Annotated in this window: 21 protein-coding genes and 2 tRNA genes; 7 read left to right on the top strand and 16 right to left on the bottom strand. The window is 72.2% G+C overall.

What is annotated here, in order from left to right; all coding sequences use genetic code 11:
- Nucleotides 1–121: 121 nt before the first annotated feature.
- The 4 genes from ACIBEC_RS35875 to ACIBEC_RS35860 form a co-directional block, all read right to left on the bottom strand.
- On the bottom strand, nt 122–784 hold the full coding sequence (locus tag ACIBEC_RS35875; protein ID WP_218204740.1) for an ATP-dependent Clp protease proteolytic subunit: 663 nt from the start codon (nt 782–784) through the stop codon (nt 122–124).
- A 56-nt stretch (nt 785–840) separates the two neighbouring features.
- Nucleotides 841–1,458: an ATP-dependent Clp protease proteolytic subunit gene (locus tag ACIBEC_RS35870; protein ID WP_380303373.1), complete on the bottom strand. Its 618-nt coding sequence runs from the start codon at nt 1,456–1,458 to the stop codon at nt 841–843.
- A gap of 268 nt (nt 1,459–1,726) precedes the next feature.
- A complete protein-coding gene (tig, locus tag ACIBEC_RS35865; RefSeq protein ID WP_360504090.1) occupies nt 1,727–3,118 on the bottom strand; it encodes a trigger factor in 1,392 nt (463 codons plus the stop codon).
- 293 nt (nt 3,119–3,411) lie between these two features.
- Nucleotides 3,412–3,485: transfer RNA gene (locus tag ACIBEC_RS35860), tRNA-Pro, on the bottom strand.
- 184 nt (nt 3,486–3,669) lie between these two features.
- On the opposite strand from ACIBEC_RS35860, the gene ACIBEC_RS35855 reads away from it, so the two are divergent.
- Nucleotides 3,670–3,740: transfer RNA gene (locus ACIBEC_RS35855), tRNA-Gly, on the top strand.
- 109 nt (nt 3,741–3,849) lie between these two features.
- Here the strand turns inward: ACIBEC_RS35855 and ACIBEC_RS35850 are convergent.
- On the bottom strand, nt 3,850–4,404 hold the full coding sequence (locus tag ACIBEC_RS35850) for a hypothetical protein (RefSeq protein WP_360504088.1): 555 nt from the start codon (nt 4,402–4,404) through the stop codon (nt 3,850–3,852).
- Nucleotides 4,405–4,594: 190 nt separating this feature from the next.
- Here ACIBEC_RS35850 and ACIBEC_RS35845 point away from each other — a divergent pair, with 190 nt between their 5' ends.
- On the top strand, nt 4,595–5,386 hold the full coding sequence (locus ACIBEC_RS35845; RefSeq protein ID WP_360504086.1) for a DUF6348 family protein: 792 nt from the start codon (nt 4,595–4,597) through the stop codon (nt 5,384–5,386).
- A 97-nt stretch (nt 5,387–5,483) separates the two neighbouring features.
- Here ACIBEC_RS35845 and ACIBEC_RS35840 read toward each other — a convergent pair whose 3' ends face one another.
- The 4 genes from ACIBEC_RS35840 to ACIBEC_RS35825 form a co-directional block, all read right to left on the bottom strand.
- Complete coding sequence (locus ACIBEC_RS35840) at nt 5,484–5,681, bottom strand: hypothetical protein (protein WP_360504084.1); 198 nt, start codon at nt 5,679–5,681, stop codon at nt 5,484–5,486.
- Between the two features lie 496 nt (nt 5,682–6,177).
- The gene (locus ACIBEC_RS35835; protein ID WP_360504082.1) at nt 6,178–7,404 is read right to left on the bottom strand and encodes a PP2C family protein-serine/threonine phosphatase; all 1,227 of its coding nucleotides are present in this window, start codon (nt 7,402–7,404) and stop codon (nt 6,178–6,180) included.
- A 307-nt stretch (nt 7,405–7,711) separates the two neighbouring features.
- Entirely contained in the window at nt 7,712–8,197 is a 486-nt protein-coding gene (locus tag ACIBEC_RS35830; protein ID WP_360504080.1) for a ribose-5-phosphate isomerase, read from the bottom strand.
- A gap of 79 nt (nt 8,198–8,276) precedes the next feature.
- The gene (locus tag ACIBEC_RS35825; RefSeq protein ID WP_360504078.1) at nt 8,277–8,891 is read right to left on the bottom strand and encodes a biotin transporter BioY; all 615 of its coding nucleotides are present in this window, start codon (nt 8,889–8,891) and stop codon (nt 8,277–8,279) included.
- A gap of 267 nt (nt 8,892–9,158) precedes the next feature.
- On the opposite strand from ACIBEC_RS35825, the gene ACIBEC_RS35820 reads away from it, so the two are divergent.
- Nucleotides 9,159–10,571 (top strand): amino acid permease, encoded by a 1,413-nt coding sequence (locus ACIBEC_RS35820; protein ID WP_396289820.1) that lies wholly within the window; start codon nt 9,159–9,161, stop codon nt 10,569–10,571.
- A gap of 124 nt (nt 10,572–10,695) precedes the next feature.
- On the opposite strand, the gene ACIBEC_RS35815 is transcribed toward ACIBEC_RS35820, so the two are convergent.
- Nucleotides 10,696–11,328 carry a DsbA family protein gene (locus tag ACIBEC_RS35815; RefSeq protein WP_360504076.1) on the bottom strand — a complete coding sequence of 211 codons (633 nt, stop codon included), beginning with the start codon at nt 11,326–11,328 and terminating at the stop codon, nt 10,696–10,698.
- A gap of 223 nt (nt 11,329–11,551) precedes the next feature.
- On the opposite strand from ACIBEC_RS35815, the gene pepN reads away from it, so the two are divergent.
- Nucleotides 11,552–14,146, top strand: a complete 2,595-nt coding sequence (gene pepN, locus ACIBEC_RS35810; protein WP_360504074.1) for an aminopeptidase N — start codon at nt 11,552–11,554, stop codon at nt 14,144–14,146.
- A 194-nt stretch (nt 14,147–14,340) separates the two neighbouring features.
- Here the strand turns inward: pepN and acnA are convergent, their stop codons facing one another.
- From acnA to ACIBEC_RS35795, 3 genes are all read right to left on the bottom strand, one after another.
- Complete coding sequence (acnA, locus tag ACIBEC_RS35805) at nt 14,341–17,001, bottom strand: aconitate hydratase AcnA (protein WP_360504072.1); 2,661 nt, start codon at nt 16,999–17,001, stop codon at nt 14,341–14,343.
- A 183-nt stretch (nt 17,002–17,184) separates the two neighbouring features.
- Complete coding sequence (locus tag ACIBEC_RS35800; protein WP_360504070.1) at nt 17,185–17,340, bottom strand: hypothetical protein; 156 nt, start codon at nt 17,338–17,340, stop codon at nt 17,185–17,187.
- Nucleotides 17,337–18,377, bottom strand: coding sequence for a hypothetical protein (locus ACIBEC_RS35795; RefSeq protein WP_360504068.1), 1,041 nt, complete (start codon nt 18,375–18,377; stop codon nt 17,337–17,339). The genes ACIBEC_RS35800 and ACIBEC_RS35795 overlap by 4 nt, the downstream gene beginning before the upstream one ends.
- 29 nt (nt 18,378–18,406) lie before the next feature.
- On the opposite strand from ACIBEC_RS35795, the gene ACIBEC_RS35790 reads away from it, so the two are divergent.
- From ACIBEC_RS35790 to ACIBEC_RS35780, 3 genes are all read left to right on the top strand, one after another.
- Nucleotides 18,407–18,790: a hypothetical protein gene (locus ACIBEC_RS35790; protein ID WP_360504066.1), complete on the top strand. Its 384-nt coding sequence runs from the start codon at nt 18,407–18,409 to the stop codon at nt 18,788–18,790.
- A gap of 83 nt (nt 18,791–18,873) precedes the next feature.
- Nucleotides 18,874–19,281 carry a type II toxin-antitoxin system VapC family toxin gene (locus tag ACIBEC_RS35785; protein WP_360504064.1) on the top strand — a complete coding sequence of 136 codons (408 nt, stop codon included), beginning with the start codon at nt 18,874–18,876 and terminating at the stop codon, nt 19,279–19,281.
- Nucleotides 19,282–19,392: 111 nt separating this feature from the next.
- Nucleotides 19,393–19,926 (top strand): superoxide dismutase family protein, encoded by a 534-nt coding sequence (locus tag ACIBEC_RS35780; RefSeq protein WP_360504062.1) that lies wholly within the window; start codon nt 19,393–19,395, stop codon nt 19,924–19,926.
- Nucleotides 19,927–20,010: 84 nt separating this feature from the next.
- On the opposite strand, the gene argF is transcribed toward ACIBEC_RS35780, so the two are convergent.
- From argF to ACIBEC_RS35765, 3 genes are all read right to left on the bottom strand, one after another.
- Nucleotides 20,011–21,012, bottom strand: a complete 1,002-nt coding sequence (argF, locus tag ACIBEC_RS35775; protein WP_360504060.1) for an ornithine carbamoyltransferase — start codon at nt 21,010–21,012, stop codon at nt 20,011–20,013.
- Nucleotides 21,013–21,151: 139 nt separating this feature from the next.
- Nucleotides 21,152–23,755, bottom strand: a complete 2,604-nt coding sequence (locus ACIBEC_RS35770; protein ID WP_360504058.1) for a polynucleotide kinase-phosphatase — start codon at nt 23,753–23,755, stop codon at nt 21,152–21,154.
- Entirely contained in the window at nt 23,752–25,422 is a 1,671-nt protein-coding gene (locus tag ACIBEC_RS35765; protein ID WP_360504057.1) for a 3' terminal RNA ribose 2'-O-methyltransferase Hen1, read from the bottom strand. Before ACIBEC_RS35765 ends, ACIBEC_RS35770 begins: the two co-directional genes overlap by 4 nt.
- Between the last annotated feature and the right edge of the window lie 97 nt (nt 25,423–25,519).

Here is a 25,519-nt window from a genome sequence, read left to right as displayed (position 1 = left end):
ATACCGAACAGATGCCGTGCCACGGACCCGCCGACGGGTTGGGGCGGGACGCGCACCAGGGGTGCGCGCCCCGCCCCGGGGGTTCCCTCCCGCCCGTCTGCGGGCGCGGAGGGAGCCGACCTCAGGAGGTCAGCGACGTCTTGCGGGTGGAGATGATCTGGTCGATCAGGCCGTACTCGGCGGCCTCCTCGGCGGTCAGGATCTTGTCGCGCTCGATGTCCTCGCGCACCTGCTCCACCGACTTGTTGGAGTGCTTGGAGAGCATCTCCTCCAGCTGCTCGCGCATCCGGAAGATCTCCTTGGCCTGGATCTCCAGGTCGGACACCTGGCCGCGGCCGGTCTCGGTGTACGGCTGGTGGATCAGGATCCGGGCGTTCGGCAGCGCCATCCGCTTGCCGGGGGTGCCGGCGGCGAGCAGCACGGCCGCGGCGGAGGCCGCCTGGCCCATGCAGACCGTGGTGATGTCCGGCTTCACGTACTGCATGGTGTCGTAGATGGCCGTCAGGGCCGTGAACGAGCCGCCGGGCGAGTTGATGTACATCTGGATCTCGCGGTCCGGGTCCATCGACTCCAGGCACAGCAGCTGCGCCATGATGTCGTTCGCCGAGACGTCGTCGACCTGCGAGCCGAGGAAGATGATGCGCTCCTCGAACAGCTTGGCGTACGGGTCGTACTCGCGGATGCCCTGCGTGGTGCGCTCCACGAAGCGCGGGACGATGTAGCGGCCCTCGGCGCGCATGTCCTCGACGCGGGCCTGGGCGGCCGACAGGCTGGGGATGTTCATGGGGGTTCTTGTCCTCCGGGGCGTTGGGGCTGTGGTCTCGTTGGCCGGGCCGAGGCTCAGGCGCCCGTGCCGCCGCCGCCGGGGACGTCCGCGGCGCTGTGCATGATCGCGTCGATCAGGCCGTACTCCAGGGCCTCCTCCGGCGTGAACCAGCGGTCGCGGTCGGAGTCCCTGGTGATCTGCTCGAAGGACTGGCCGCTGTGGAAGGCGATCAGCTCGGACATCCGCTTCTTGGTGCGGAGCAGCTGCTCGGCCTGGATACGGATGTCCGTGGCGGAGCCGCCGAGGCCCGCGGAGGGCTGGTGCATCAGGATGTTGGCGTTCGGCAGCGAGAAGCGCTTGCCCTTGGCGCCGGCGGTGAGCAGGAACTGGCCCATCGAGGCGGCCATGCCCATCGCGATGGTGACGACGTCGTTCTTGATGTACTGCATGGTGTCGTAGATCGCCATGCCGGCCGAGATCGAGCCGCCCGGGGAGTTGATGTAGAGGAAGATGTCCTTGTCCGGGTCCGCGGCCAGCAGCAGCAGCTGGGCGGTGATCTTGTTGGCGATGTCGTCGTCGACCTGCTGGCCGAGGAAGATGATCCGCTCGTTGAGCAGTCGGTTGTAGACCTGGTCGCCAAGGCCGCCGAGTACGTCACCAGCGGCGGCGTGCGGCGCCATCGGGCCAGGCATCTGCATCTGCGGGAACGTCACTTAGCCACCTGCTCAGTCGATTTGGACGGTCGATCCACGGCCGTCACGATGTCGCACAGCTTCCGGGTATCACGTCGTGATTGTTGCTGTCCAAGGACCCTAACGCGCAGGCCCGGCCGCAGAATCCCTCACGCAGAACTGTTCGCTGTGAGCGCAGGGTCGCGGCGTCCCGCGGGAGGGAAGACAGCGGGCCCGGACACCATGACGGCGTCCGGGCCCGCTGTGTGCCTCAGGAGGCTGCCGGGGCTCAGGCCTCGGTCTTCTCCTCGGCGGTCTCCTCGGCGGCGGCGGCCTCGACGGTCTCGCCCGTCTCGTCCTCGTCGTCGAAGTTGATCTCGTTGCCCTCGGTGTCGACGACCTTGGCGGCCTCGACCACGGTGGCCAGCGCCTTGCCGCGGGCGACCTCGCCGACCAGCAGCGGCACCTGGCCACCCTGGACGACCTGCTGCGCGAACTGGTCGGGGGTGAGACCCGAGCCGGCGGCGCGGCGGATGAGGTGCTCGGTCAGCTCCTCCTGGTTAACACCCAGCTCCTCGTCGGCGACGATCTGGTCCAGGACGAACTGGGTCTTGATGCCCTTCTTCGCCTGCTCCTCGATCTCCGCGTCCCACTCCTCGCGGGACTTGCCCTGGGTCTCCAGGTAGGCCTCGATGTTCAGGCCCATCGGCTCGAGCTGGTGGTGCTCGACGTTGTGCTTGCGGGTCTCGATCTCGTCCTTGAGGAGCTTCTCGGGGTACTCGATCTCAACCAGCGCGAGCAGCGCGTCCAGCACCTTCTCCTGGGCCTGGGTGGCCTGGTCGTACTCCTTCATGCGCTCCAGGCGCTTGCGGGAGTCGGCGCGCAGCTCCTCCAGGGTGTCGAACTCGCTGGCCAGCTGGGCGAACTCGTCGTCCAGCTCCGGCAGCTCCTTCTCCTGGACGGCGGTCACGGTGACGGAGACCTCGGAGGTCTTGCCCGCCTGGGTGCCACCCTTGAGCTCGGTCTCGAAGGTCTTCTCCTCGCCGGCGGACAGGCCGATGACAGCCTCGTCGATGCCGTCGATCAGGCGGCCCGAGCCGATCTCGTAGCTGACGCCGGTGGCGGTGCCGTCCTCCGGCACCTCACCGTCGACCTTCGCGACGAGGTCCACGACCACGATGTCGTCGGCGGCCGCGGCGCGCTCGACGTCCTTGACCGACGAGAAGCGCTCGCGCAGCTGCTCCAGCGACTTCTCGATGTCCTCGTCGGAGACGACGATCGGGTCGACGGTCACCTCGATGGAGGAGAACTCCGGCAGGGTGATCTCCGGGCGGATGTCCACCTCGGCGGTGAACTTCAGGTCACCGCCGTCGGCGATCTGCTCGACACCCTCGATGTTGGTGATGTCGGGCTGGCCGAGGACCTCGATCTTGCCCTCGTCGACGGCCTGCGTGTAGAAGCGCGGCAGGGCGTCGTTGACGGCCTCCTCCAGCACGGCGCCACGGCCGAAACGCTGGTCGATGACGCGAGCCGGGATCTTGCCCTTGCGGAAGCCCGGAACCGTGACCTGCTGGTTGATCTTCTTGTACGCCGCGTCGAGGCTGGGCTTGAGCTCCTCGAAGGGCACCTCGACGGTGAGTCGAACCCGGGTCGGGTTCAGAGTCTCGACGGCGCTCTTCACGGTTAGGTCTCCTAGGGGCTTGCGGTCAGGTTGTCTCCGCCCGGCCCCCGCCGTCCGGCCGGAGCCGTACGGGTGGGTCGGACGAGACGGGCGATGGGCGGTTGGAGCTGCATCTCCCGTGGGGTGGACGGTGAGCTTGACTCCTCGCCCTCGTGCGGTTGACCTGGGTGGACGCCGCAGGGACTACCGCCAGCGCCCCATCCTACCGGTACCACGAAAGGCGCACGCCAGGCGCCGCCGTACCGGCGAACAGAACAGGGCCCCGCCACGGTTGGCGAGACCCTGCCGCACTGTCGGGGTGGCCGGATTCGAACCGACGGCCTTCCGCTCCCAAAGCGGACGCGCTACCAAACTGCGCCACACCCCGTGGTGCCGAGAGGAAGCGTACACGGCGGGCCTGTTCGGCTCGCCGCACTATTCGCGCGCGGGCGCGACGGCGGCGACATTGCGCGCGGGCGCGCAGGGGGTGCTCGAAATGGGGTGTGCACGCGGGGCGCCGGACCAGGTACGCTGTTCCCCGAACTTCCGGCCGGTCACGGCTGGGGGATCGCGCGGGCGTAGCTCAATGGTAGAGCCCTAGTCTTCCAAACTAGTCACGCGAGTTCGATTCTCGTCGCCCGCTCCTCGTCCGGCCCCGGTGCGCATTCCGCGCACCGGGGCCGGCTGCGTTTCCGGGGCCTCACGGGCCTCACGGGCCTCCCGCGGCCTCCCCCGGCCCTCCCCCGCGCGGCTCAGAGCCCGAGGCGGGTGGCCCGGGCGGCGGCGCGGTCGAGCAGCAGGTGGACGTCGCCCTCCCGGGTGGCGGGGCGGTCGTTGTACTCGTCCGGGGAGCGCGCCGGGCGGCCGGTGCCGTGCAGCACCTCCATCAGCTGGACCCGGGCGGTGCGGACGGTGACCGGGGTGCCGTAGCCGTACGCCAGCACGGCGGCCTGGGCGCCGAGCAGGCAGACCCGGCCGGCCTCGTCCCACATCGCGCCCTGCAGCCAGCCGTGGGCGCCGATGTAGCGGGAGGCGAGCCGGAGGTGGTCGGCCGCGGTGACCGGGACGGGGCGGGCGGGGCGGCGCAGCGCCCGGTCGAGCAGGGTGGCCCGGGGGACCGGGTGGCCGGCGTGCCAGGGCTGTGGGGCACTGCCGTACGGGCAGACGTACGGCAGCAGGGTGCGGGCGGGGGCGGGCAGCGAGGCGAGGTAGGCCTCGATCTCGGCGACCAGGCCGGAGCCGTCCGGGCCGGACAGCAGTGGTCGGGCCGGGGGCGGAGGGGTCGTCAGGTCGGTGGTGCGGGGCATGCGGGCTCTCCGGGCGGAAGGCTTGCGGGTTCCGCTGCCCAAAGTGGGGCATTCAGAACATTTCCGCGACCGGAGGGCCGGAGAGTCCGGATGGTTTCCCCGCTGGGTTCCGGGCCGATAGCCTCGGCGGCGTTCGAGCGCAGTTCGAGCGCGAGCTCAGCGGCCGCGCTCCCGAAGTGGAGGAGTCCCGGTGCGTCCACACGAGCGACTGGCCGTCATACAGCTCTGTGTGGTCCGGGAGATGGCGCGACTGGGCCAGGTGTTCCGCCTGGACGGCGAGGTGGTGCGCGGTCCGGGCACCACGGCGGTGGCGGTGCGTGAGCACCCGGGGGACGGCGGCGCCGGGCACGTGGACCTCGGCTTCGTGCTGCAGCTCGGCCGGGCGGACGCGCCGGTGGTGTGGGACTGCGCGGCCGGCCTCGGCAAGACCGAGGAGGAGAAGCTCGCCAACGCGGTGAAGATGTGGGCGACCACCACCGCCTCGGTGCTGGTCGAGCTCGCGGAGGGGCGCGGGGTCCATGCCGACCGCCCGGACCTGCCCGAACTCCCGGGCTGGCGCGCGGTCCAGGGGCCGGCGGCGGTGTTCGGCTTCGGCAACGAGCACTTGGCGGGCTGGCTCGCCGAGAACCGGGTGCTGCCGGCGCTGGCGCCCGCGCTGCGGTCGGAGCTGGCCGGGCCCGGGCCGGTCGGGGTGAAGCTCTTCCTGGGCGGGAAGGCGGGGGACGACGTCGCCGAGGTCCGGGTGGGCGGCGAGGTGTCGGAGGCGGCGTCGGCGGCGCTACGCGCGCTGGACTGGCCCCGGGGCGAACGGCTGTGCTGGGCACGGATGTTCGTCCTGTTGACGGCCGAACGGGAAGCACCGGAGCAGGCCGCGTCGGCGGGTGCCGTGGCACCCGCACGGATGCGTGTCCCGGCCCCGGCGGCGGCGCGCGCCCGGGGTCTGTTCGCTCGCTGGCGGGAGGCCAGACGGGTCGGCCGGTGACTGTTGTTCGCCCGCTCGCCTCCGGGCGCTCGGGATCCGGTGCCGACGGTCGTCGGCACCGGCGCGCTCTTCGGTTCGGGGTGGCGATGCGCCCGGATCAGCCTCCGGTGATGCTGGAGATGCTGTGCGCGAGGTTCGCCAGCAGGGAGTTGATTGAGGTCGCGACCGTGGTCTCGTGCAGCATGAAGCCGAACAGGGCGGCGACGATCGCGTGCGGGATCTTCAGCTGCTTGTTGCGGATGAAGATGATGCACAGGATCGCGAACAGGACCAGCGCGGAGACGGAGAGTGCCACCCGGACTCACTTCCTCGTTTTCATAGCGGGGTGCCACCACCCGGCGACACCAGCGAAAGCCGGACCCCGGCATGTCCCACGGTCCCGAGGCGGAATCGCGGACCGTCCGACACACCGCCGGTGAGGGAGCCCACGGTCGACCGCTGTCTGTCGTGCCGCACGTGCCGCCCCCTATCCCCCGAATCCTGAACAGTCCCGCCCGGACTCAGTGTGGTCGACCGTGCCGATTGCGTAAAGGTCTGACAGTCAGCCCAACGCCGTTATCCTGCGATGCGAGACGAGTTTCCGCCGACCGGGAGGATAGCCGAGCCGTCCTGACGGATCGTCGGCGGGGCTGTGCTGAGCGGCCGGGAAGCGGTCGGGGGCGGTGAACGGAAGCCGCTGGTCCGGTCTGCCGACGGGCCGTCCGATTTGGCCGAAGATCAGCTGCCCGGCTTGACAGTCACTGCCCGCGGCATGTGCCCGGAGACCCGCGGTCGCGCGGACGCTCAGCCGCTCAGTCGCGCCAGAGCAGCAGCACCGCGCGGTCGTCGTTGATGTCCCGGGCGACCGTCTCGATCAGTCCGGCCGCGGCACCCGCGCCCGCGCCCCCGCCGCCGCCCGGCACCAGCCGGTCCGCCTCCCCCATCAGCCGGTCCATGCCCTCCGTGAGGTCCCGGCCCGGCGCCTCGACCATGCCGTCGGTACACAGCAGCAGGACGTCGCCCCGGTTCAGCCGGCCGCGCACGCCCTCGAACTTGGCGCCGTCGTAGATCCCGAGCAGCGGGCCCTCGGCCTCCTTGACCTCCCAGCGGCCGGCGCCCGCGAGGCGCTGCATGCCCGGCAGGTGCCCGGCCGACAGCAGCTCGTACTCGCCGGTGTCCAGGTCCAGCACCAGGTGGACGGCGGTGGCGAAGCCCTCCTCCCAGCACTGGCGAAGCAGGTAGCCGTTGGCGGCGGGCAGGAAGTCGTGCGCGGGCAGGGAGCCGACCAGGCCGCCGAAGGCGCCGGAGAGCAGCAGCGCGCGGGAGCCGGCGTCCATGCCCTTGCCGGAGACGTCCGCCAGGACCACCTCCAGCAGCCGCCGGCCGGGGCCGGTCCGGGCGGCGACCACGAAGTCCCCGGAGAAGGACTGGCCGCCGGCCGGGCGCAGCGCCATGTCCGCGTGCCAGCCGTCCGGCAGCTCGGGCACCCGGCTCTGCACCCGCAGCCGCTCGCGCAGGTCGAAGAGCATGGTGGAGCCGCCCCACCAGGGCACGCCGACCCGGGCCCGGAACTGGGCCAGCAGCAGGCCGCCCACCCCGGCGGCGCCGACCACCAGGGCCGCGCCCGGGGTGACGCCGTAGACGTAGGCCTCCGGGTTGTCGCTGGCGACCCGCTGGCCGGTGTGGATCACGGACTCGGCGGACAGCCCGAGCGCGGCCAGCGCGTAGAGCACCACCAGGCTGCCGGGGCGCAGCAGCAGCGCGCCGGCCAGGATCGGCAGGACCAGGGAGGTGGGCGGGGCCCAGTCGGGGAGCCAGATGTTGAGCAGGATCAGCAGCGGGACGAGCAGGGCGAGCGCGCAGAGCACCGGCCAGTCGGCGGCGCCGCCGCGGAAGTAGTCGACACCGGCCGTGCGCAGCCTTCGGCGGACCCGGCGGAGCTTCTTGCGCAACCGGGCCGTCACGGGGTCGGACGCCGGGGCGGCGCCGGGCCTCGTCGCAGTCGTCTGGGGCGGTGCGCCCGGCGGTCTGCCAGCCATGGGGCACGACCCTATCCACGGGCACGGCCCGGCGTCGACGGCTCGGACGCGGACGGGGGCGCCGGAGTGCGGGGCGCTCGGCGGGATTCGGCCGATGGACGTGGTGGCGGGCGGGCCGTCAGGAGGCGTACGCCCGTTGGGCGGACGAAACCTGCGGGCGGCGTGTGCGCCCCGCGCGCGGGATCGTGCGCGCGCCGGTGGCCTGTGGCCGATCCCACAGGGCGGGCAGGGCCGGGGCGCCCGGGACGGCGGCGGCCGGCCGCACGGGAGGGTGCGGCCGGCCGTGGAGGACGGGGGTGGGGGGAGATCAGCCCTGGGGGTGGTGGGCCGGGATCGGCGGAAGCTCGCCGGTGGTCTCGTACTCGCTCAGCATCTCGATCCGGCGGGTGTGCCGCGGCTCGCCGCTGTAGGGGGTGTTGAGGAAGACCTCGACGAACTTGGTGGCCTCCTCCTGCGTGTGCATGCGGCCGCCGATGGAGATCACGTTGGCGTTGTTGTGCTGGCGGCCGAGCTCGGCGGTCTGGGTGCTCCAGGCCAGCGCGGCCCGGACGCCCTCGACCTTGTTGGCGGCGATCGCCTCGCCGTTGCCCGAGCCGCCGATCACGATGCCCAGCGCCTCGGGGTCGGCGGCGGTGCGCTCGGCGGCGCGCAGGCAGAACGGCGGGTAGTCGTCCTCGGCGTCGTAGATGTGCGGCCCGCAGTCGACCGGCTCGTGGCCCGCCTCCTTCAGCCACTCCACGAGGTGGTTCTTCAGTTCGTATCCGGCATGGTCGGAGCCCAGGTACACGCGCATGCCATGAGTGTGGCATGCGCGTGCGCCCGGGCCCGACAACGGGGGCCGGGGCCCGCCCACCGGACGGACGACGCGGGCTTCAGCGCCGGCCGAGGAGCTTCCAGGCCAGCGGCAGGGCACCGGCGGCGAAGGCGGCCTTGAGGGCGTCGCCGACCAGGTACGGGTAGAGGCCGAGCTCGGCGGCGCGGGCGAGCGACACGTGCAGCGACAGGGCCAGGTACGGGACGCCGACCGCGTAGATGGCGAGGCTGCCGAGGACCATGGTGACCGCGGTGTTCACCGGGGTGCGGTCGGCGCCACGGCGGGCCAGCGCACCGGTCAGGGCGGCGGCGAGGACGAATCCGAGCACGTAGCCGAACGAGGGCATCGCCCAGCCGGAGGTGCCCTCGGCGAACCAGGGCAGGCCGGCCATGCCGGCGAGCAGGTAGAGGGCGAGCGAGGCCACGCCGCGGCGGGCGCCGAGCGCGGTGCCGACCAGCAGGGCGGCGAAGGTCTGGCCGGTGACCGGCACCGGCGAGCCGGGGACGTTCACCGACAGCTGGGCGGCCACGCCGGTCAGCGCGGCGCCGCCGGCCACCAGGGCCAGGTCGCGGACCTGGCCGCCGAGGCGGGTGGCGGCGGCGGGCAGCAGGTCGGCGAGGACGGCGCGGCGCCCTATCGAGGTGCCGGCAGTCGGGGTGGTGGCAGTGGCCATCGGGGGGCTCCTCCGTGGGGCCGGGTGAGTGAACACCTGTGAACCTACGTGGTGATCCACTGCGCGACCGTTCACGGTTTCGGACAAAGCCCCGCCCTCGGGTGTTGTCGGAACCGGCCCGAAACGACGCGCGGTCACGCCTCGGCCACTCCGTGTGGCCGCCCGGTCCGCAATGTGGGCCCGGGCCGGACGTGCTTGGCATGGACAGAGGTGGCCCCGGATATTGGACAACTCATGCCGCATACCGCACAGTCTGGAACCGCCCCTATGGCCCCCACCTCCGCGCCCCCGGCGTCCGGGACCGCCGATGCCACCCAACCGGCGTCGGGTAGCCAGCAGCTCTCCCACGGGCTGAAGCAGCGCCACCTGTCGATGATCGCCCTCGGCGGTGTGATCGGCGCGGGCCTCTTCGTCGGCTCCGGCGCGGGCATCGCGGCCGCCGGCCCGGCAATCATCCTGGCCTTCGTGCTCTCCGGCCTGCTGGTCATGCTGATCATGCGGATGCTCGGCGAGATGTCCGCGGCCCGCCCCGCCTCCGGCTCGTTCTCGGTGCACGCCGAGAAGGAGATCGGCCCGTGGGCCGGGATCACGGCGGGCTGGATGTACTGGGTGATGCTCTGCTGCGGCGTCGCCGCCGAGGCCACCGCCGCCGGGAAGATCGTCAACGGCTGGGTGCCGGGCGTCTCCTCCTGGGTCTGGGTCGCCCTGTTCATGGTCTTCTTCTGCGCCAGCAACCTCACCGCGGTGAAGAACTTCGGCGAGTTCGAGTTCTGGTTCGCCACCGTCAAGGTCGCCGCGATCATCGCCTTCCTGGTGCTCGGCGGACTCGGCATCGCCGGGGTGATCGGCCCCGGCACCCCCGGCACCGGCAACCTCACCGGCCACGGCGGCTTCCTGCCCACCGGCGTCAGCGGACTGATCGTCGGCCTGCTCGCCTCGGTCTTCGCGTACGGCGGTCTGGAGACCGTCACCATCGCCGCCGCCGAGTCCGACGACCCCAAGAAGAACGTCGCCAACGCCGTGCGCACCGCGGTGTGGCGGATCGCGATCTTCTACATCGGCTCGATGGCCCTGGTGGTCACCCTGGTCTCCTGGAAGGACCCGGCGGTCGTCGCCGACGGCCCGTACGTCACCGTGCTGCGCCACCTCGGGGTGCCCGGCGCCGGGGCGATCATGCAGGTCGTGGTGCTGATCGCACTGCTGTCCGCGATGAACGCCAACATCTACGGCGCCTCCCGGATGGCGTACTCGCTGGTCGGCCGCGGCCAGGGCCCCAAGGCGCTGGCCAAGGTCAGCGGCGGGGTGCCGCGCCGGGCCGTGCTCGCCTCCTGCCTGTTCGGCTTCGGCGCCGTCCTGGCCGCCAAGTTCTGGCCGGACACCGTGTTCACCTGGCTGATGAACACCACCGGCGTGGCGATCCTGGTGGTCTGGCTGTTCATCTGCGTGGTCCAGCTGCGGATGCGACGCCGGCTGGAGCGCGAGACGCCCGAGCTGCTCACCGTGAAGATGTGGGGCTACCCGTACCTGACCTGGGTCGCGATGGCCGGCGTGGCCGGCATCCTCGCGCTGATGACCACCACCGAGGGCAACCGGCAGCAGCTGTACGCGGCCGGCGTACTGGTCGCGGTGCTGGTCGTCTCCGGTCTGCTCAAGCAGCGCCGGGACGCCGCCGCCGGCTGAGTCCCGCACATGCGACAGGGCCCGGTACCGACGCTCGGTACCGGGCCCTCTCGCGTCGCCGTCGCCGGCGTCACAGCCACTCGACGCCGGGGCTACCCGAAGCCGGAGCTGCTCGACGCCAGGGCTACTCGAAGGACGGGCCTGCCGTCCGGGTGCGCTTGATCTCGTAGAAGCCGGGGGTGGAGGCCACCAGCAGGGTGCCGTCCCACAGGCGGGCCGCGGCCTCGCCCTTCGGGGCGGGGGTGACCACCGGGCCGAAGAAGGCGACCCGGTCGCCGTCCACGCCCTCGACCGCGATCACCGGGGTGCCGACGTCCTCGCCGACCAGGGTGATGCCCTCCTTGTGGGAGGCGCGCAGGGCTTCGTCGTACTTGTCCGTGTCGGCCGCGTCGGCCAGCTCGGCGGGCAGGCCCGCGGCCACCAGGGCGGCGGTTATGGTCTCCCGGTTCTGCGGCAGGCCCTGGTTGTGGAAGCGCAGGCCCAGCTCGGTGTAGAGCCGGCCGAGCACCTCCTCGCCGTGCTGTTCGGCGGCGGCGATGCACACCCGCACCGCGCCCCAGGCGTTGTCCAGCAGGGCCCGGTAGTTCTCCGGGAGGTCCCGGTGCTCGTTCAGCACCGACAGGCTCATCACGTGCCAGCGCACGTCGACCGGGCGCAGCTGCTGAACCTCGATCAGCCAGCGGGAGGTCATCCACGCCCACGGGCAGGCCGGGTCGAACCAGAAGTCGGCGGTCTTGCGCTCAGCGGCAGTCGTCACTGCGAGTCGTCCTTCGTCAGGTGATCCGGGCAGGGGTGAACTCCCCCAGAGGCTCAACACCCGCCCGGCGCCGCTGATTCCGGTACCGACGCGTCGGTCTGTGCAATGGTACCGACGGCGAGGAGCGTGAAAGGATGTCCCCGCGTGCGCGGAGGACACCGCGCACCGAGACCGCACCACCCACCCGCGCACCACCGTGCGAGCCGGACAAAGGAGTACCGCCGTGCCGGGCAAGAACCTCAGCCGCGACGAAGCCCAGCAGCGGGCCAGCATCCTGGCCGTGGACGGCTACCGCGTCCGGCTCGACGTGACCTCGGCCCCGGACCCGGCCGCCGCCACGTTCCGCTCCGCCACCACGATCACGTTCCGCTGCTCCGAGCCCGGCGCGGACACCTTCCTCGACCTGCTGGCCCCGGCCGTCCGCGCGGTCACCCTCAACGGGCGCGCCCTCGACCCGGCCACCGCCTACGACGGCGCCCGGGTGCACGTCGACGGCCTCGCCGCCGAGAACGTGCTGACCATCGAGGCGGACTGCGCGTACAGTCGCACCGGCGAGGGCCTGCACCGCTTCGTCGACCCCGTGGACGGCGAGACCTACCTCTACACCCACTACGAGCCGGCCGACGCCCGCCGGGTGTTCGCGACCTTCGAACAGCCCGACCTGAAGGCCCCGTTCACCTTCACGGTGACCGCCCCGGCCGCCTGGGACGTCTGGTCCAACGCCCCGCACGAGGGCGTCACCGCCGAGGACGCCACCGGGCAGGACGGCACCGGGCAGGGCGGCGGTCGCACCTGGGAGTTCGCGCCGACCAAGCCGATCTCCACCTACCTCACCGCGGTCGTCGCCGGCCCGTACCACGTCGCCCGCGACCACTACAGCCGCGAACTCGCCGACGGCACCACCCTGGAGATCCCGCTCTCCGCGATGTGCCGCAAGTCCCTCGCCCCGTACTTCGACGCGGACGAGATCCTCGGCGTCACCAAGCTCGGACTCGACTTCTTCCACGAGGAGTTCGACTACCCGTACCCCTTCGGCAAGTACGACCAGGCCTTCGTCCCCGAGTACAACATCGGCGCGATGGAGAACCCCGGCTGCGTCACCTTCCGCGAGGAGTTCGTCTTCCGCTCGAAGGTCACCGACGCCGCCTACGAGGGCCGGGCCAACGTCATCCTGCACGAGATGGCGCACATGTGGTTCGGCGACCTGGTCACCATGCGCTGGTGGGACGACCTGTGGCTGAAGGAGTCCTTCGCCGACTTCATGGGCTCCTACGGCCTGATCGGCGCCCGCACCCGCTACTCCTCCGCCTGGGTCACCTTCGCCAACCAGCGCAAGGCCTGGGCCTACCGGCAGGACCAGTTCCCCACCACGCACCCGATCACCGCGGACATCCGCGACCTCGAGGACGCCAAGCTCAACTTCGACGGCATCACCTACGCCAAGGGCGCCTCCGTCCTCAAGCAGCTGGTGGCGTACGCCGGTTCGGAGGCCTTCTTCGAGGGCGCCCGCCGCTACTTCAAGCGCCACGCCTTCGGCAACACCGAACTCACCGACCTGCTGGACATCCTGGAGGAGACCAGCGGCCGCGACCTCAAGGCCTGGGCCGCCGCCTGGCTGCAGACCGCCGGCGTCAACGCGCTCACCCCGCAGGTCACCACCGATGCCGAGGGCCGGATCACCGAGCTCGCCGTCCTGCAGGACGGCGATGTCCTCCGCCCGCACCGGATCGCGGTCGGCCTGTACGACCGGGACGCCGACGGCGCCCTGGTGCGCACCGCGCGGATCGAGCTGGACGTCACCGGCGCCCGCACCGTCGTCACCGAGGCGGCCGGCCGCCCCCGCCCGGCGCTCGTCCTGCTCAACGACGACGACCTGACCTACTGCAAGATCCGCTTCGACGGGGACTCCCTGGAAACCCTGCGCACCGGCCTCGGCGACATCCACGACGAGCTGTCCCGCGCCCTCGCGTGGTCCGCCGTCTGGAACCTCACCCGGGACGGCCTGATGCCGGCCCGCGACTACGTCGCCCTGGTGCTGCGCTTCGCCGGCCAGGAGGGCAACATCGGCGTGCTGCAGTCGCTGCACGGCCAGGCCAAGACCGCCGTCGACCTGTACGCCGACCCGGCCTGGCGCGGCGAGGGCGGCCGGCTGCTCGCCGACGGCGCCCTGCGCGAGCTGCGCGACGCCGTCCCCGGCAGCGATCACCAGCTGGCCTGGGCCCGCTTCCTCGCCCAGACCGCGGGCGGCGCCGAGCACCTCGGCCTGGTCCGCGGCCTGCTGGCCGGCAGCGCCCGGATCGACGGCCTGGACGTCGACCAGGAGCTGCGCTGGTCGCTGTGGCTGGCCCTGGCCGCCGCCGGCCAGGCCACCGACGAGGAGCTGGCCGCCGAGCTGGCCGCCGACAACACCGCGAGCGGCAGGCGCCAGTACACCCAGTGCTTGGCCGCCCGGCCCACCCCGGAGGCCAAGGCCGCCGCCTGGTCGGCCGTGGTCGACTCGGACGAGCTGCCGAACGCCCTGGTCGAGGCCAACATCGCGGGCTTCGCCCTGCCCGCCCACCGCGACCTGACCACCCTCTACGCGGCCCCGTACTTCAAGCTGCTGGAGAAGATCTGGGCCGATCGGACCATCGAGATCGCGATCCGCTTCGTCGCCGGCTTCTTCCCGGGCGCCCACACGGACGAGCAGACCCTGGCCGAGGCCGACGCCTGGCTGGACGGGCACCCGCAGGCCGCGCCGGCGCTGCGCCGCCTGGTGCTGGAGCGCCGTGACGACCTGGCCCGCGCGCTGCGGGCGCAGGCCTGCGACCGGGCCTGACGGTCCTCGCGCGAAGGGGGCCCACCCGTGCGGTGGGCCCCCTTTTGCATGGCGTGCCCAAGGCGGTGCTGCCTGCGGAGGCCGGTGCGGCACGCGGAAGTCGGTGCCGGTGCTGCCTGCGGAGGCCGGTGCGGCATGCGAAAAGGGCCGGACCGCGGTGTGCGGTCCGGCCCCTTCAGGCGCTAGGCGTCGGCTCAGCCGATGAGCGAGCGCAGCACGTACTGCAGGATGCCGCCGTTGCGGTAGTAGTCCGCCTCACCGGGGGTGTCGATGCGGACGACCGCGTCGAACTCCTTGACGGCCCCGTCCGCGGCGACGGCCGTGACCTTGACGGTCTTCGGGGTGCGGCCCTCGTTGAGCTCGGTCACGCCGGTGAAGGAGAAGGTCTCCTCGCCGGTGAGGCCGAGGGAGTCGGCGTTCTCGCCCTCCGGGAACTGCAGCGGCAGGACGCCCATGCCGATCAGGTTCGAGCGGTGGATGCGCTCGTAGGACTCGGCGATGACGGCCTTGACGCCGAGCAGCGCGGTGCCCTTGGCGGCCCAGTCGCGGGACGAGCCGGAGCCGTACTCCTTGCCGGCCAGGACGACCAGCGGGGTGCCGGCGGCCTGGTAGTTCTGCGAGGCGTCGTAGATGAACGACACCGGCGCGTCGGCCTGGGTGAAGTCGCGGGTGTAGCCGCCCTCGGTGCCCGGCGCGATCTGGTTGCGCAGGCGGATGTTGGCGAAGGTGCCGCGGATCATCACCTCGTGGTTGCCACGACGGGAACCGTAGGAGTTGAAGTCGCGCTTCTCGACACCGTTGGCGGTCAGGTACTGCGCCGCCGGGGTGCCCGGCTTGATGTTGCCGGCCGGGGAGATGTGGTCGGTGGTGACCGAGTCGCCCAGCTTGGCCAGGACGCGGGCGCCGGCGATGTCGGTCACCGGGCTCGGGGTCTTGGCCATGCCCTCGAAGTACGGGGGCTTGCGGACGTAAGTGGACTCGGCGTCCCACTCGAAGGTGTTGCCGGTCGGGACCGGGAGCGACTGCCAGCGGTGGTCGCCGGCGAAGACGTCCTGGTAGCCCTTGTCGAACATGGCCTCGTCGATGGAGCCGGCGACGGTGTCGGCGACCTCCTGCTCGGTCGGCCAGATGTCGGCGAGGAAGACGTCGTTGCCGTCGGCGTCCTGGCCCAGGGCGTCCTTGGTGATGTCGACGTTCATGTTGCCGGCGAGGGCGTAGGCGACCACCAGCGGCGGGGAGGCCAGGTAGTTCATCTTGACGTCGGGGTTGATCCGGCCCTCGAAGTTGCGGTTGCCGGAGAGCACCGAGACGACCGCCAGGTCGGCCTCGTTGACGGCGGCCGAGACCTCCTCGGGCAGCGGGCCCGAGTTGCCGATGCAGGTGACGCAGCCGTAGCCGACCAGGTTGAAGCCCAGCTTCTCCATGTACGGGAGCAGGCCGGCCTTCTCGTAGTAGTCCATGACGACCTTGGAGCCGGGCGCCAGGGTGGTCTTGACCCAGGGCTTGACGTGCAGGCCCTTCTCCACGGCCTTCTTCGCCAGCAGGGCGGCGCCCAGCATGACGGAGGGGTTGGAGGTGTTGGTGCAGGAGGTGATCGAGGCGATCACGACCGCGCCGTTGTCGATCTCGTAGGTCGAGCCGTCGGGGGCGGTGACGGCGGTCGGCTTCGAGGCCTCGGCGGAGTAGGTCGGCAGCGCCTCGGCGAACTTGCTCGCGGCCTCGGCCAGGATCACGCGGTCCTGCGGGCGCTTCGGGCCGGAGATCGACGGGACGACGGTGGAGACGTCCAGCTCGAGGTACTCGGAGTAGACCGGCTCGACCGACGGGTCGTGCCAGAGGCCCTGCTCCTTGGCGTAGGCCTCGACCAGGGCGAGCTGCTGCTCGTCACGGCCGGTCAGGCGCAGGTAGTTGATGGTCTCGGTGTCGATCGGGAAGATCGCGCAGGTCGAGCCGAACTCCGGCGACATGTTGCCGATGGTGGCGCGGTTGGCCAGCGGGATCGAGCCGATGCCGTCGCCGTAGAACTCGACGAACTTGCCGACCACACCGTGCTTGCGCAGCATCTCGGTGATGGTGAGCACCAGGTCGGTGGCGGTGGTGCCGGCCGGCAGCTCACCGGTCAGCTTGAAGCCGACCACGCGCGGGATCAGCATGGAGACCGGCTGGCCGAGCATGGCGGCCTCGGCCTCGATGCCGCCGACGCCCCAGCCCAGCACGCCCAGGCCGTTGACCATGGTGGTGTGCGAGTCGGTGCCGACACAGGTGTCCGGGTAGGCCTGGCCGCCGCGGACCATGATGGTGCGGGCCAGGTGCTCGATGTTCACCTGGTGGACGATGCCGGTGCCCGGCGGGACGACCTTGAACTCGTCGAAGGCGGTCTGGCCCCAGCGCAGGAACTGGTAGCGCTCCTTGTTGCGGCCGTACTCGATCTCGACGTTCTGGGTGAACGCGTCCTTGGTGCCGAACTTGTCGGCGATGACCGAGTGGTCGATGACCAGCTCGGCCGGGGCCAGCGGGTTGATCTTGGCCGGGTCGCCGCCCAGCTCCTTGACGGCCTCACGCATGGTGGCGAGGTCGACCACGCACGGGACACCGGTGAAGTCCTGCATGATCACGCGGGCCGGGGTGAACTGGATCTCCTGGCTCGGCTGGGCGTTGTTGTCCCAGTTGCCGAGGGCGCGGATGTGGTCGGCGGTGATGTTCGCGCCGTCCTCCGTGCGGAGCAGGTTCTCCAGCAGCACCTTGAGGCTGTACGGCAGCCGCTCGGAACCCTCGACGGCGGAGAGCTTGAAGATCTCGTACGACTCGTCGCCCACCTGCAGCGAGCTGCGGGCGTCGAAGCTGTTCGCGGACACGACTGACTCCTTCTGGGTGCTTCGTGCGATATCCGGCCGCCACGCGGTGGTAAGGTCAGCCTTACTTAGGCCGACCTTGCCCGCATCGCCGGTGAGCGCCTCTCGGCAAGTATCTTGATGTCGAGATATATCGTAAGGGGCAGTTATCTCGATGTCGAGATAAACCATAGTGCATGCCGTGACTCACTCGTCGTCCGGGCCGCGCCGCTTGCGCTCCAGCCTGATCAGCCAGACCGCACCCGCCACCACCGCGGCTGCCATCAGCAGCACCACCACAAGCTCACCACCGGAACCGCCGGTCGGCGAGGGGGCGATGTCCGCCAGCAGGATCGTCCTCATGTCTTCACCTCCGCTCCATCCGCGCTCCGATCGGTAGGCGCCTGCTCCGCGCCGAGGCCCAGAACCAGCATCAGCAGCACCGGGAACTCCAGGTACGCGTGGTAACCGGCCAGCGCCGCATACAGCGACCGGCCCTGCGCGTAGTCCACCGCGAACAGCAGCGCCAACAGCACGCCGGCCCCCGCACCCAGCGCCCACGCCCGCACACCGCGCAACGCGGGCACCCGGGCGTCGAAACGCTCCGCCGCCTCCGGCGCGTACCGGGGCAGGAACCAGACCCAGACGACGTAGTGCATCGTCTGCAGGAAGGCGAACACCGCCAGGAAGCGCAGGCCCGCCTCCGGCGTCAGCCAGGCCGGCGGGGTGTAGGCGGCCGCCAGCCGGTCCGTCCAACCGCCCGGGCGCTGCGACAACAGGCCGTCCAACAGGCCGCTCAGCAGCAGGGCCGGCACCAGCAGCACCCAGACGCCCTGCAACACCAGGAACGCCGCCCGCCCCCGCCGCAGCCGGCGCGACCACTCCGCCAGGAACAGCAGCGGCACCACGTTGTGCAGGTGGGCCAGCACCACGAAGTGGTACGCCGGAAAGGCCAGCGAGGCCGCCCCGGCCCCGACCAGCAGCACCGCGCTCCCCGCCAGCAGCCGCGGCCGACCGCGCAGCCCGTACCGGCAGGCCGCCGCCAGCAGACCGTAACCGAGCAGGATCTCCGCCCCCTGGGACACCCGGGAGGGCGGCAGCAGACGGCACACCACGATGCCGGTCACCAGCGCCAGCAGCAGCCGCAGCAGCGGGCCGGCCAGCACAGTGGCGAAGCGGCCCGCCACGTAGCGCAGCTCCAGCACGTTGTGCAGCAGGCCGAAGGCGGCCAGCCCCAGCACCGCCAGGCCGGTCGGCGCCCGCAGGGCCAGCGTCAGCGCCACCGCCGCCGACAGGGCGAAACCCGCGAACGGCGCGACGCCCAGGCGGGCCGCCGGCCCGGGCGCGGGCCACACCGGCGCGGCCGTCGACGCCGGTACGGGTGCGACCTCGGTGGCCATGGTCCCCTCCCCGTGGCACGATCCCCGCCGTGCCCTACGCCCTCGCCCTGGCCCTGACCCTGCTGGTCGAGGTCCCCGCCTACACCGTCGCGCTCACCCGGGCCGGCGGCCTGCGGGCGTCCCGCGCCGCCGTTGCCGCCGTCCTGGTCAACCTGGCGACGCACCCGCTGCTGTGGCACTCCCTGCGGCCGTATTCCACCGGGCCCGCCGCAGCGTACTGGACCGCCTTCGGGCTCGGCGAGGCCTGCGTCTGCCTGGTCGAGGGCGCCCTGCTCACCCTGCTCACCGGACTGTCGCCGCGCACCGCACTCCCCTGGGCCGCCTCCGCCACCGCCAACGCCGCCTCGATGCTCGCCGGCCTCCTGCCCGGGCTCCTGCCGGGACTCCTGCCCGGAGTCCTCCTCGGACGCTGAACCGCGGTCGACATCCGCCTCCGCGGGCCGAGTCCGGGGCCGGGTACGGTGACCCGTGACGTGACCGGCAGAGGGGGCCTTCGATGATCGTGGTGGACGCGTCCGCGCTGGTGCTGGCACTGGCCGACGAGGGCCCGCGCGGGGCCGCCGCCCGGGCCGAACTCGCCGCCGACGGCGAGTGGTTGGCGCCCGAGCACATCGTGGTCGAGGTGATGCAGTCGCTGCGCGGGCTCTACCTCGCCAAAGAACTGACCGCCGAACGGGTCGCCGAACTCACCGGCGAGCTGGCCGCGGTGGCGATCCGCAAGGTCGAGGTGGCGCCGCTGCTCGGCCGGATCTGGGAGCTCAAGGACAACCTGACCCCGGACGACGCCGCCTACGTCGCGGTCGCCGAACGGTACGGGGCGCCGCTGATCACCGCCGACCTGCGGCTGATGCGGGCCAGCGGGCCGCGCTGCGAGATCCGGGGGATCCGGCGCGAGTCGGCCTGAGGGCGGTTGCCGGCCCTCCCGGCCGGCTCTCCCTCACGGGCCGGCGGTGTCCTTCGGGGGCCGGGGCCGTTAGCAGGGTGACCGTCGCCCTGTCCGTGGAAGGCCCGACCGATGACCGCTCCGCTCGCCGCCGCCCTGCTGCCACTGGCCCTGCTCGCCCCCGCCGCCTCGCCGGTCTCCGTCGTCGAGGCCGACTTCGACCCGGCCACCGCCTTCGTCCCGCCGGCCGCCATCAGCTACGCGGACGACCTGGTGCCGTACGGCTCGCATGCCCGGGTCGTCACCGACCGCTCGCTGCCCGGGCGGACGGTGCTCACCCTGACGGTGTCCGGGCTCGCCCCCGACCACGAGTTCCCGGCGCACCTGCACACCGGCAGCTGCGGGGCCGCCCCGGCATCCTCCGGGCCGCACTACCAGGACGTGGCCGACCCGATGCAGCCGTCCACCGACCCGGCGTTCGCCAACGCGCGCAACGAACTGCGACTGGTGCTGCGCACCGACGGGAGCGGTGAGGGCACTGCCACGACCGCGGTGGACTGGCAGCCGCGGCAGGGCGAGGCGCGCTCACTGGTGCTGCACGCGGGCACCCCGGCCGGCCCGCACGCGGCGGGCGACCGGGTGGCCTGCGTCAAGCTCGCGAAGTAGCCCGCAGGAGCTTCTCGAGACTTCTCGAGCCTTCTCGAGACGTGGACCGCGGCAGCCGGCGGTGCCCCGAAGCGGCCCGCCCGCTCAGGAGCCGAGGGTGGCGACCAGGACCGCCTTGATGGTGTGCAGGCGGTTCTCGGCCTGGTCGAACACGATGGAGTGCGGCGATTCGAACAGCTCGTCGGTGCACTCCAGCTCGGTCATGCCGGTCGCCTCGTACATCTGCCGTCCGACCACCGTGCCGAGGTCGTGGAAGGCGGGCAGGCAGTGCAGGAACTTCACGGCCGGGTTGCCGGTGGCCCGGACCGTGTCCATGGAGACCTGGTAGGGCTTGAGCTGCTCGATCCGCTCGGCCCAGACCTCCTTGGGCTCGCCCATCGAGACCCAGACGTCGGTGTAGAGGAAGTCGACGCCGGCCACGCCCTCGGCCACGTCCTCGGTCAGGCTGATCCGGGCGCCGGTCGACTCGGCCAGGGCCTGCGCCGACTTCTGCACGTCCTCGGTCGGCCAGAGCGCGCGCGGGGCGACGATCCGGATGTCCATGCCGAGCAGGGCGCCGCTGACCAGCAGCGAGTTGCCCATGTTGGAGCGGGCGTCGCCGAGGTAGGCGAGGGCGACGTCGGTCAGCGGCTTGACGGTGTGCTCGGTGACGGTGAGCACGTCGGCCAGCATCTGGGTGGGGTGCCACTCGTCGGTGAGGCCGTTCCAGACCGGGACGCCCGCGTGCGCGGCGAGCTCCTCGACGACCTCCTGGCCGTGGCCGCGGTACTGGATGCCGTCGAACATCCGGCCGAGCACCCGGGCGGTGTCCTTGATGGACTCCTTGTGGCCGATCTGCGAGGCCGACGGGTCCAGGTAGGTGGTGGTGGCGCCCTGGTCGTGGGCGGCGACCTCGAAGGCGCAGCGGGTGCGGGTGGAGGTCTTCTCGAAGATCAGCGCGATGTTCTTCCCGCGCAGCCGGGGCTGCTCGGTGCCCGCGTACTTCGCCGCCTTGAGCCCGGCGGCGAGGTCCACCAGGAAGCGGAACTCCTGGGGCGTGAAGTCGAGCTCCTTGAGGAAGTGCCTGTTCCGGAGGTTGAAGGCCATACCGGGCTCCTGGGGTGACGGGACGAGGGGAAGGCTGGCAAGTGTATACGATACTCGGAATTTCTATACAGAAGCGGAGCGGGTGAGGGGAGCCCCACCCGATGGGACTCCCCTCACCCGCGTTCCGGAGCCGCTGCCGCTACAGGCGCGGGTCGACCGGCTCGGACTCCAGCGCCAGCACCGCGAAAACCGGCTCGTGCACCCGCCACAGCGGCTCCCCCGCCGCCAGCCGGTCCAGTGCCTCCAGGCCCAGCGCGTACTCGCGCAGCGCCAGCGAGCGCTTGTGGCCCAGCGCGCGCTGCCGCAACCGGTCGAGGTGCTCGGTGTAGTCCGGGCCGTAGATGATCCGCAGGTACTCCCGGCCACGCACCTTCACCCCGGGCTGCACCAGCCCGCCCGGACGGCCCTCGCCGCGAGACGTCCGCACCAGCGAGGCCAGCGGCTTGACCACCATGCCCTCGCCGCCCGCCCCGGTCAGCTCCTCCCACCAGGCGGTGGCGGCGGCCGTCGAGGCCTCGTCCTCGGTGTCCACCAGGATCCGGCCGGTGCGGCGCAGCACGGGCTCCTCCGCATCGTCGGCGGCCACCAGGCCGTCGATCCAGGCCAGGTGCTCGTCGTGCGGGCGCACCGCGAGGTTCGCCCCCTCGGCGGCCAACAGCTGGAACGGCGCCAGCCGGACGCCCGACAGGCCCTCGGTCGGCCAGCAGTAACGCCGGTACGCCTCGGTGAACGCCCGCGCGTCGGCGGAGCGCTGCCGCTGGCGGGCGGTCAGCCCGGCCAGGTCCAGGCCTCGCCCGGCCGCACGCTCCAGCGCGGACAGCACCTCCGGCAGGGCTGCGCCCGCCGCCGCGCCGACCGCCGCGTACTGACGGCGCAGCAGCTCCACCGCCTTCAGCGACCACGGCATCAGCTCGGCGTCCAGCAGCAGCCAGCCGGTGCCCAGTTCCTCGAAGAGGCCGGCGCGCTCGGCGGCCGCCCGGACCCGGTCGAGCACGGCGGCGGTCAGCCCGTCGTCGGCGAGGAACGCGCGGCCGGTGCGGGTCCAGATCGCGCCCCGGCCGGCCACGCCGAAGCGGCGCTCCAGCGCGGCCCCGTCCCGGGCGACCAGCAGCACCGCGCGCGAGCCCATGTGCTTCTCCTCGCACACGAGGTGCCGCACACCGTCCGCGCGGTAGGCGAGGAAGGCCTCCTCCGGGTGCTCCAGATAGCCGTCCCGGCGGGAGGTGGCGCTCGGCGCCATGGTCGGCGGCAGGTAGGCGAGCAGCCGCGGGTCCAGCGCGAAGCGGCTCATCACCTCCAGTGCGGCCGCCGCGTTCTCCTCCCGGACGGCGACCCGCCCGTGCAGGGCCGTCTCGACGATCCGGCGCCCCGCCACGTCGGCGAGGTCCAGCGGACGGCCCTCGCGGGCGCCCGGCGCGTCGGTGATCAGCGGGCGCACCGGGGCGTACCACTCGCGCTCGGCCTCGACGCTCACCAGCTCGCGCTCCGGGTAGCGCAGCGCGGTCAGGCTGCCGCCGAAGACGCAGCCGGTGTCCAGGCAGATGGTGTTGTTGACGAAGCTCGCCGTCGGCACCGGGGTGTGGCCGTAGACCACCAGCGCCCGGCCGCGGTACTCCTCCGCCCACGGGTAGCGCACCGGCAGGCCGTACTCGTCGGTCTCGCCGGTGGTCTCCCCGTACAGCGCGTGCGAGCGGACCCGGCCCGAGTTGCGGCCCTGGTACTTCTCCGGCAGACCGGCGTGGCAGACCACCAGGGCGCCGCCGTCCAGCAGGTAGTGGCTGACCAGGCCGCGCATGAAGGCACGCACCTGGGCCTTGAACTCCTCGGACTCGCCCGCCAACTGGTCCAGCGACTCCTGCAGGCCGTGCGAGACGGTGACCTTCCTGCCGTCCATCGCCCGGCCGAGCTTGTTCTCGTGGTTCCCGGGCACGCAGATCGCGTGGCCGGCCGCCACCATGCCCATCACCAGGCGCAGCACGCCCGGGGTGTCGGGGCCCCGGTCGACCAGGTCGCCGACGAAGACGGCGGTCCGGCCCTCGGGATGCGCGGCGTCCACCGGGCGGCCCTCGGCGTCCCGGGTCAGGGCGTAGCCGAGACGGGTCAGCAGCGTCTCCAGCTCGGAGCGGCAGCCGTGGATGTCACCCACGATGTCGAACGGGCCGGTGAGGTGGCGCAGGTCGTTGTAACGCTTCTCCAGCTCGATCCCGGCCGACGCGACCTCGGCCTCGCCGCGCAGGACGTGCACCTTGCGGAAGCCCTCGCGCTCCAGGCCGCGCAAGGAGCGGCGCAGCTCGCGGTTCTGCCGCGGGATGACGTGGGCGGGCAGTTGGCGGTCCGGACGGGACCGGTTGCGCTCGGCGCACACCCCCGGCGGGACGTCCAGGACGATCGCGATCGGCAGCACGTCGTGCTCGCGGGCGATCCGGACCAGCTGGCGGCGCGCCTCGGGCTGCACGTTGGTGGCGTCCACGACGGTCAGCCGGCCGGCCGCCAGGCGCTTGCCGACGATGTAGTGCAGGAGGTCGAAGGCCTCGGCAGAGGCGGACTGGTCGTTCTCGTCGTCGGCGACCAGGCCGCGGCAGAAGTCGGAGGAGACGACCTGGGTGGGCAGGAAGTGGCGGCGGGCGAAGGTGGACTTGCCCGCGCCGCTGGTGCCGATCAGGACGACGAGGGAGACGTCGGTGACGGGGAGGCGGCGGGGGGCGGCGCTCTCGGCCGTTTCGTCGACTGCGGCGTCGGTCATCGGGGGTCGCCTCCTTCGGGCGTCGTCGTGGCGGTGGTCGTGGCTGCGGCGGTCGACGCTGTGTCGGTCGTGGCTGCGGCGGTCGTCGCTGTGTCGGTCGACGCTGTGTCGGTCGACGCTGCGGCGGTGAACAGGGCGAGCTGGGTCGGTGCGCCGACCTCCCCGTCCTGCGGGCCGACCGGGCGCAGCAGCACGGTGTAGCCGTAGGCGGCCGCGACCTTCTCGGCCCAGGCGCGGAACTCGGCGCGGGACCACTCGAAGCGGTGGTCGGCGTGCCGGACGCTGCCCGCCGGCAGGGTGTCCCACCGGACGTTGTACTCGGCGTTCGGCGTGGTGACCACGACAGCCCCCGGACGGGCGGCGCCGAACACGGCGTACTCCAGGGCGGGCAGCCGCGGCAGGTCCAGGTGCTCGATCACCTCGCACAGCACCGCCGCGTCGAAGCCCTTCAACCGGGCGTCGGTGTACGTCAGCGCGCCCTGCGCCAGCTTCACCCGGGCGGCCTGCCGCTCCGGTAGGCGCTCCAGGCGCAGCTTGCGATTGGCCGCCTGCAGTGCCCGTACGGATACGTCCACGCCGAGGATCTCGGTGAACCGGGTGTCCTTCAGTAGTTCTCCGATCAGCTCGCCCTGGCCGCAGCCGAGGTCGGCGACGCGGGTGGCGCCCGTCTCGCGCAGGGCGTCGAGGATCGCGGTCCGGCGCTGCTCGGCGAGGGACGGCGGGCGGGGCTGCGCCGGCTCCGCGTGCTCCCGGCCGTCCTGCCGGCCGGTCAATCCGGCGGTCTCCTCGCTGCGCTCCCCGCCGTTGTCCCCACCGGTCTCCTCCGCAGGCCGGTCGTCGACCGCGTTGTCGATCTCCTCGGCCTCGCGGTCGTCCGCCTCCGCGAGCCGGGCCAGCTCCAGGCGCTCCATCGCGGCCCGGGTCAGCGACCAGCGCCGGGCGAGGTAGCGGCGGGTGATCAGGGCACGCTCCGGGTGGACGGCCAGCCAGCCCTCGCCGGCGGCGAGCAGCTTGTCCACCTCGTCCGGCGCGACCCAGTAGTGCTTGGCGCCGTCCAGCACCGGCAGCAGCACGTAGAGCTGCTGGAGCGCGTCGGCGAGCCGTACGGTGTCGGAGGCGAGTGCGATCCGCACGTACCGGGAGTCGCCCCACGCCGGGAACGCCTCGTCCAGCGCGATCGCCGTCGCCTCGACCCGCCAGCCCAGCGGCTCGAACAGCCGGGCCACCATCGCCGGGCCGCCGCCCTCGCCCGCGCCGTTCGCGGGCACGGCGGGCAGCTCAATCCGCAGCGGGCGGGTCTGCCCCGGCAGTTCGGGGCGGGCCGGGCAGGCGCCCTTCATCGCCGACCGGAACACCGTCCGCAGCGCCACCGCGAGCAGCGAGGACGCGGCGTACGGGCGGTCGTTGACGTACTGGGCGAGCGCGAAGTCGGGCGAACCGCCTCGCCCCTTGCCGTCGCCCCGGCCCTTGCGGACCAGCGCGACCGGGTCGATGTCCAGCAGCAGCGCCGCCGTGCAGACCTCGTCCCCCGCCTCGGGGTAGAAGACGTGGGCCTCGCCGTGCGACGTCGTGAACCGCTGGACCTTGCCGGGGTGCTTGTGCAGCAGGAACCCGAGATCCGTGGCCGGGTTCTCGGCGCTGCCGGTGGTGGAGATCGACATGAACACCCGCCGAAGTATTGCCCAGCGGACAGGCCCTGAGCACCGGGTTTTCCCGTCCCGCACCCCGGTGGCCAGGACATCCGTCGGGCACGGCCGCACGGTG

The sequence above is a fragment of the Kitasatospora sp. NPDC051164 genome, assembly GCF_044455625.1.
GTDB lineage: Bacteria > Actinomycetota > Actinomycetes > Streptomycetales > Streptomycetaceae > Kitasatospora.
The sequence above is the reverse complement of the archived record's forward strand: the minus strand, read 5'-3'. Positions and strand labels throughout refer to the sequence as shown.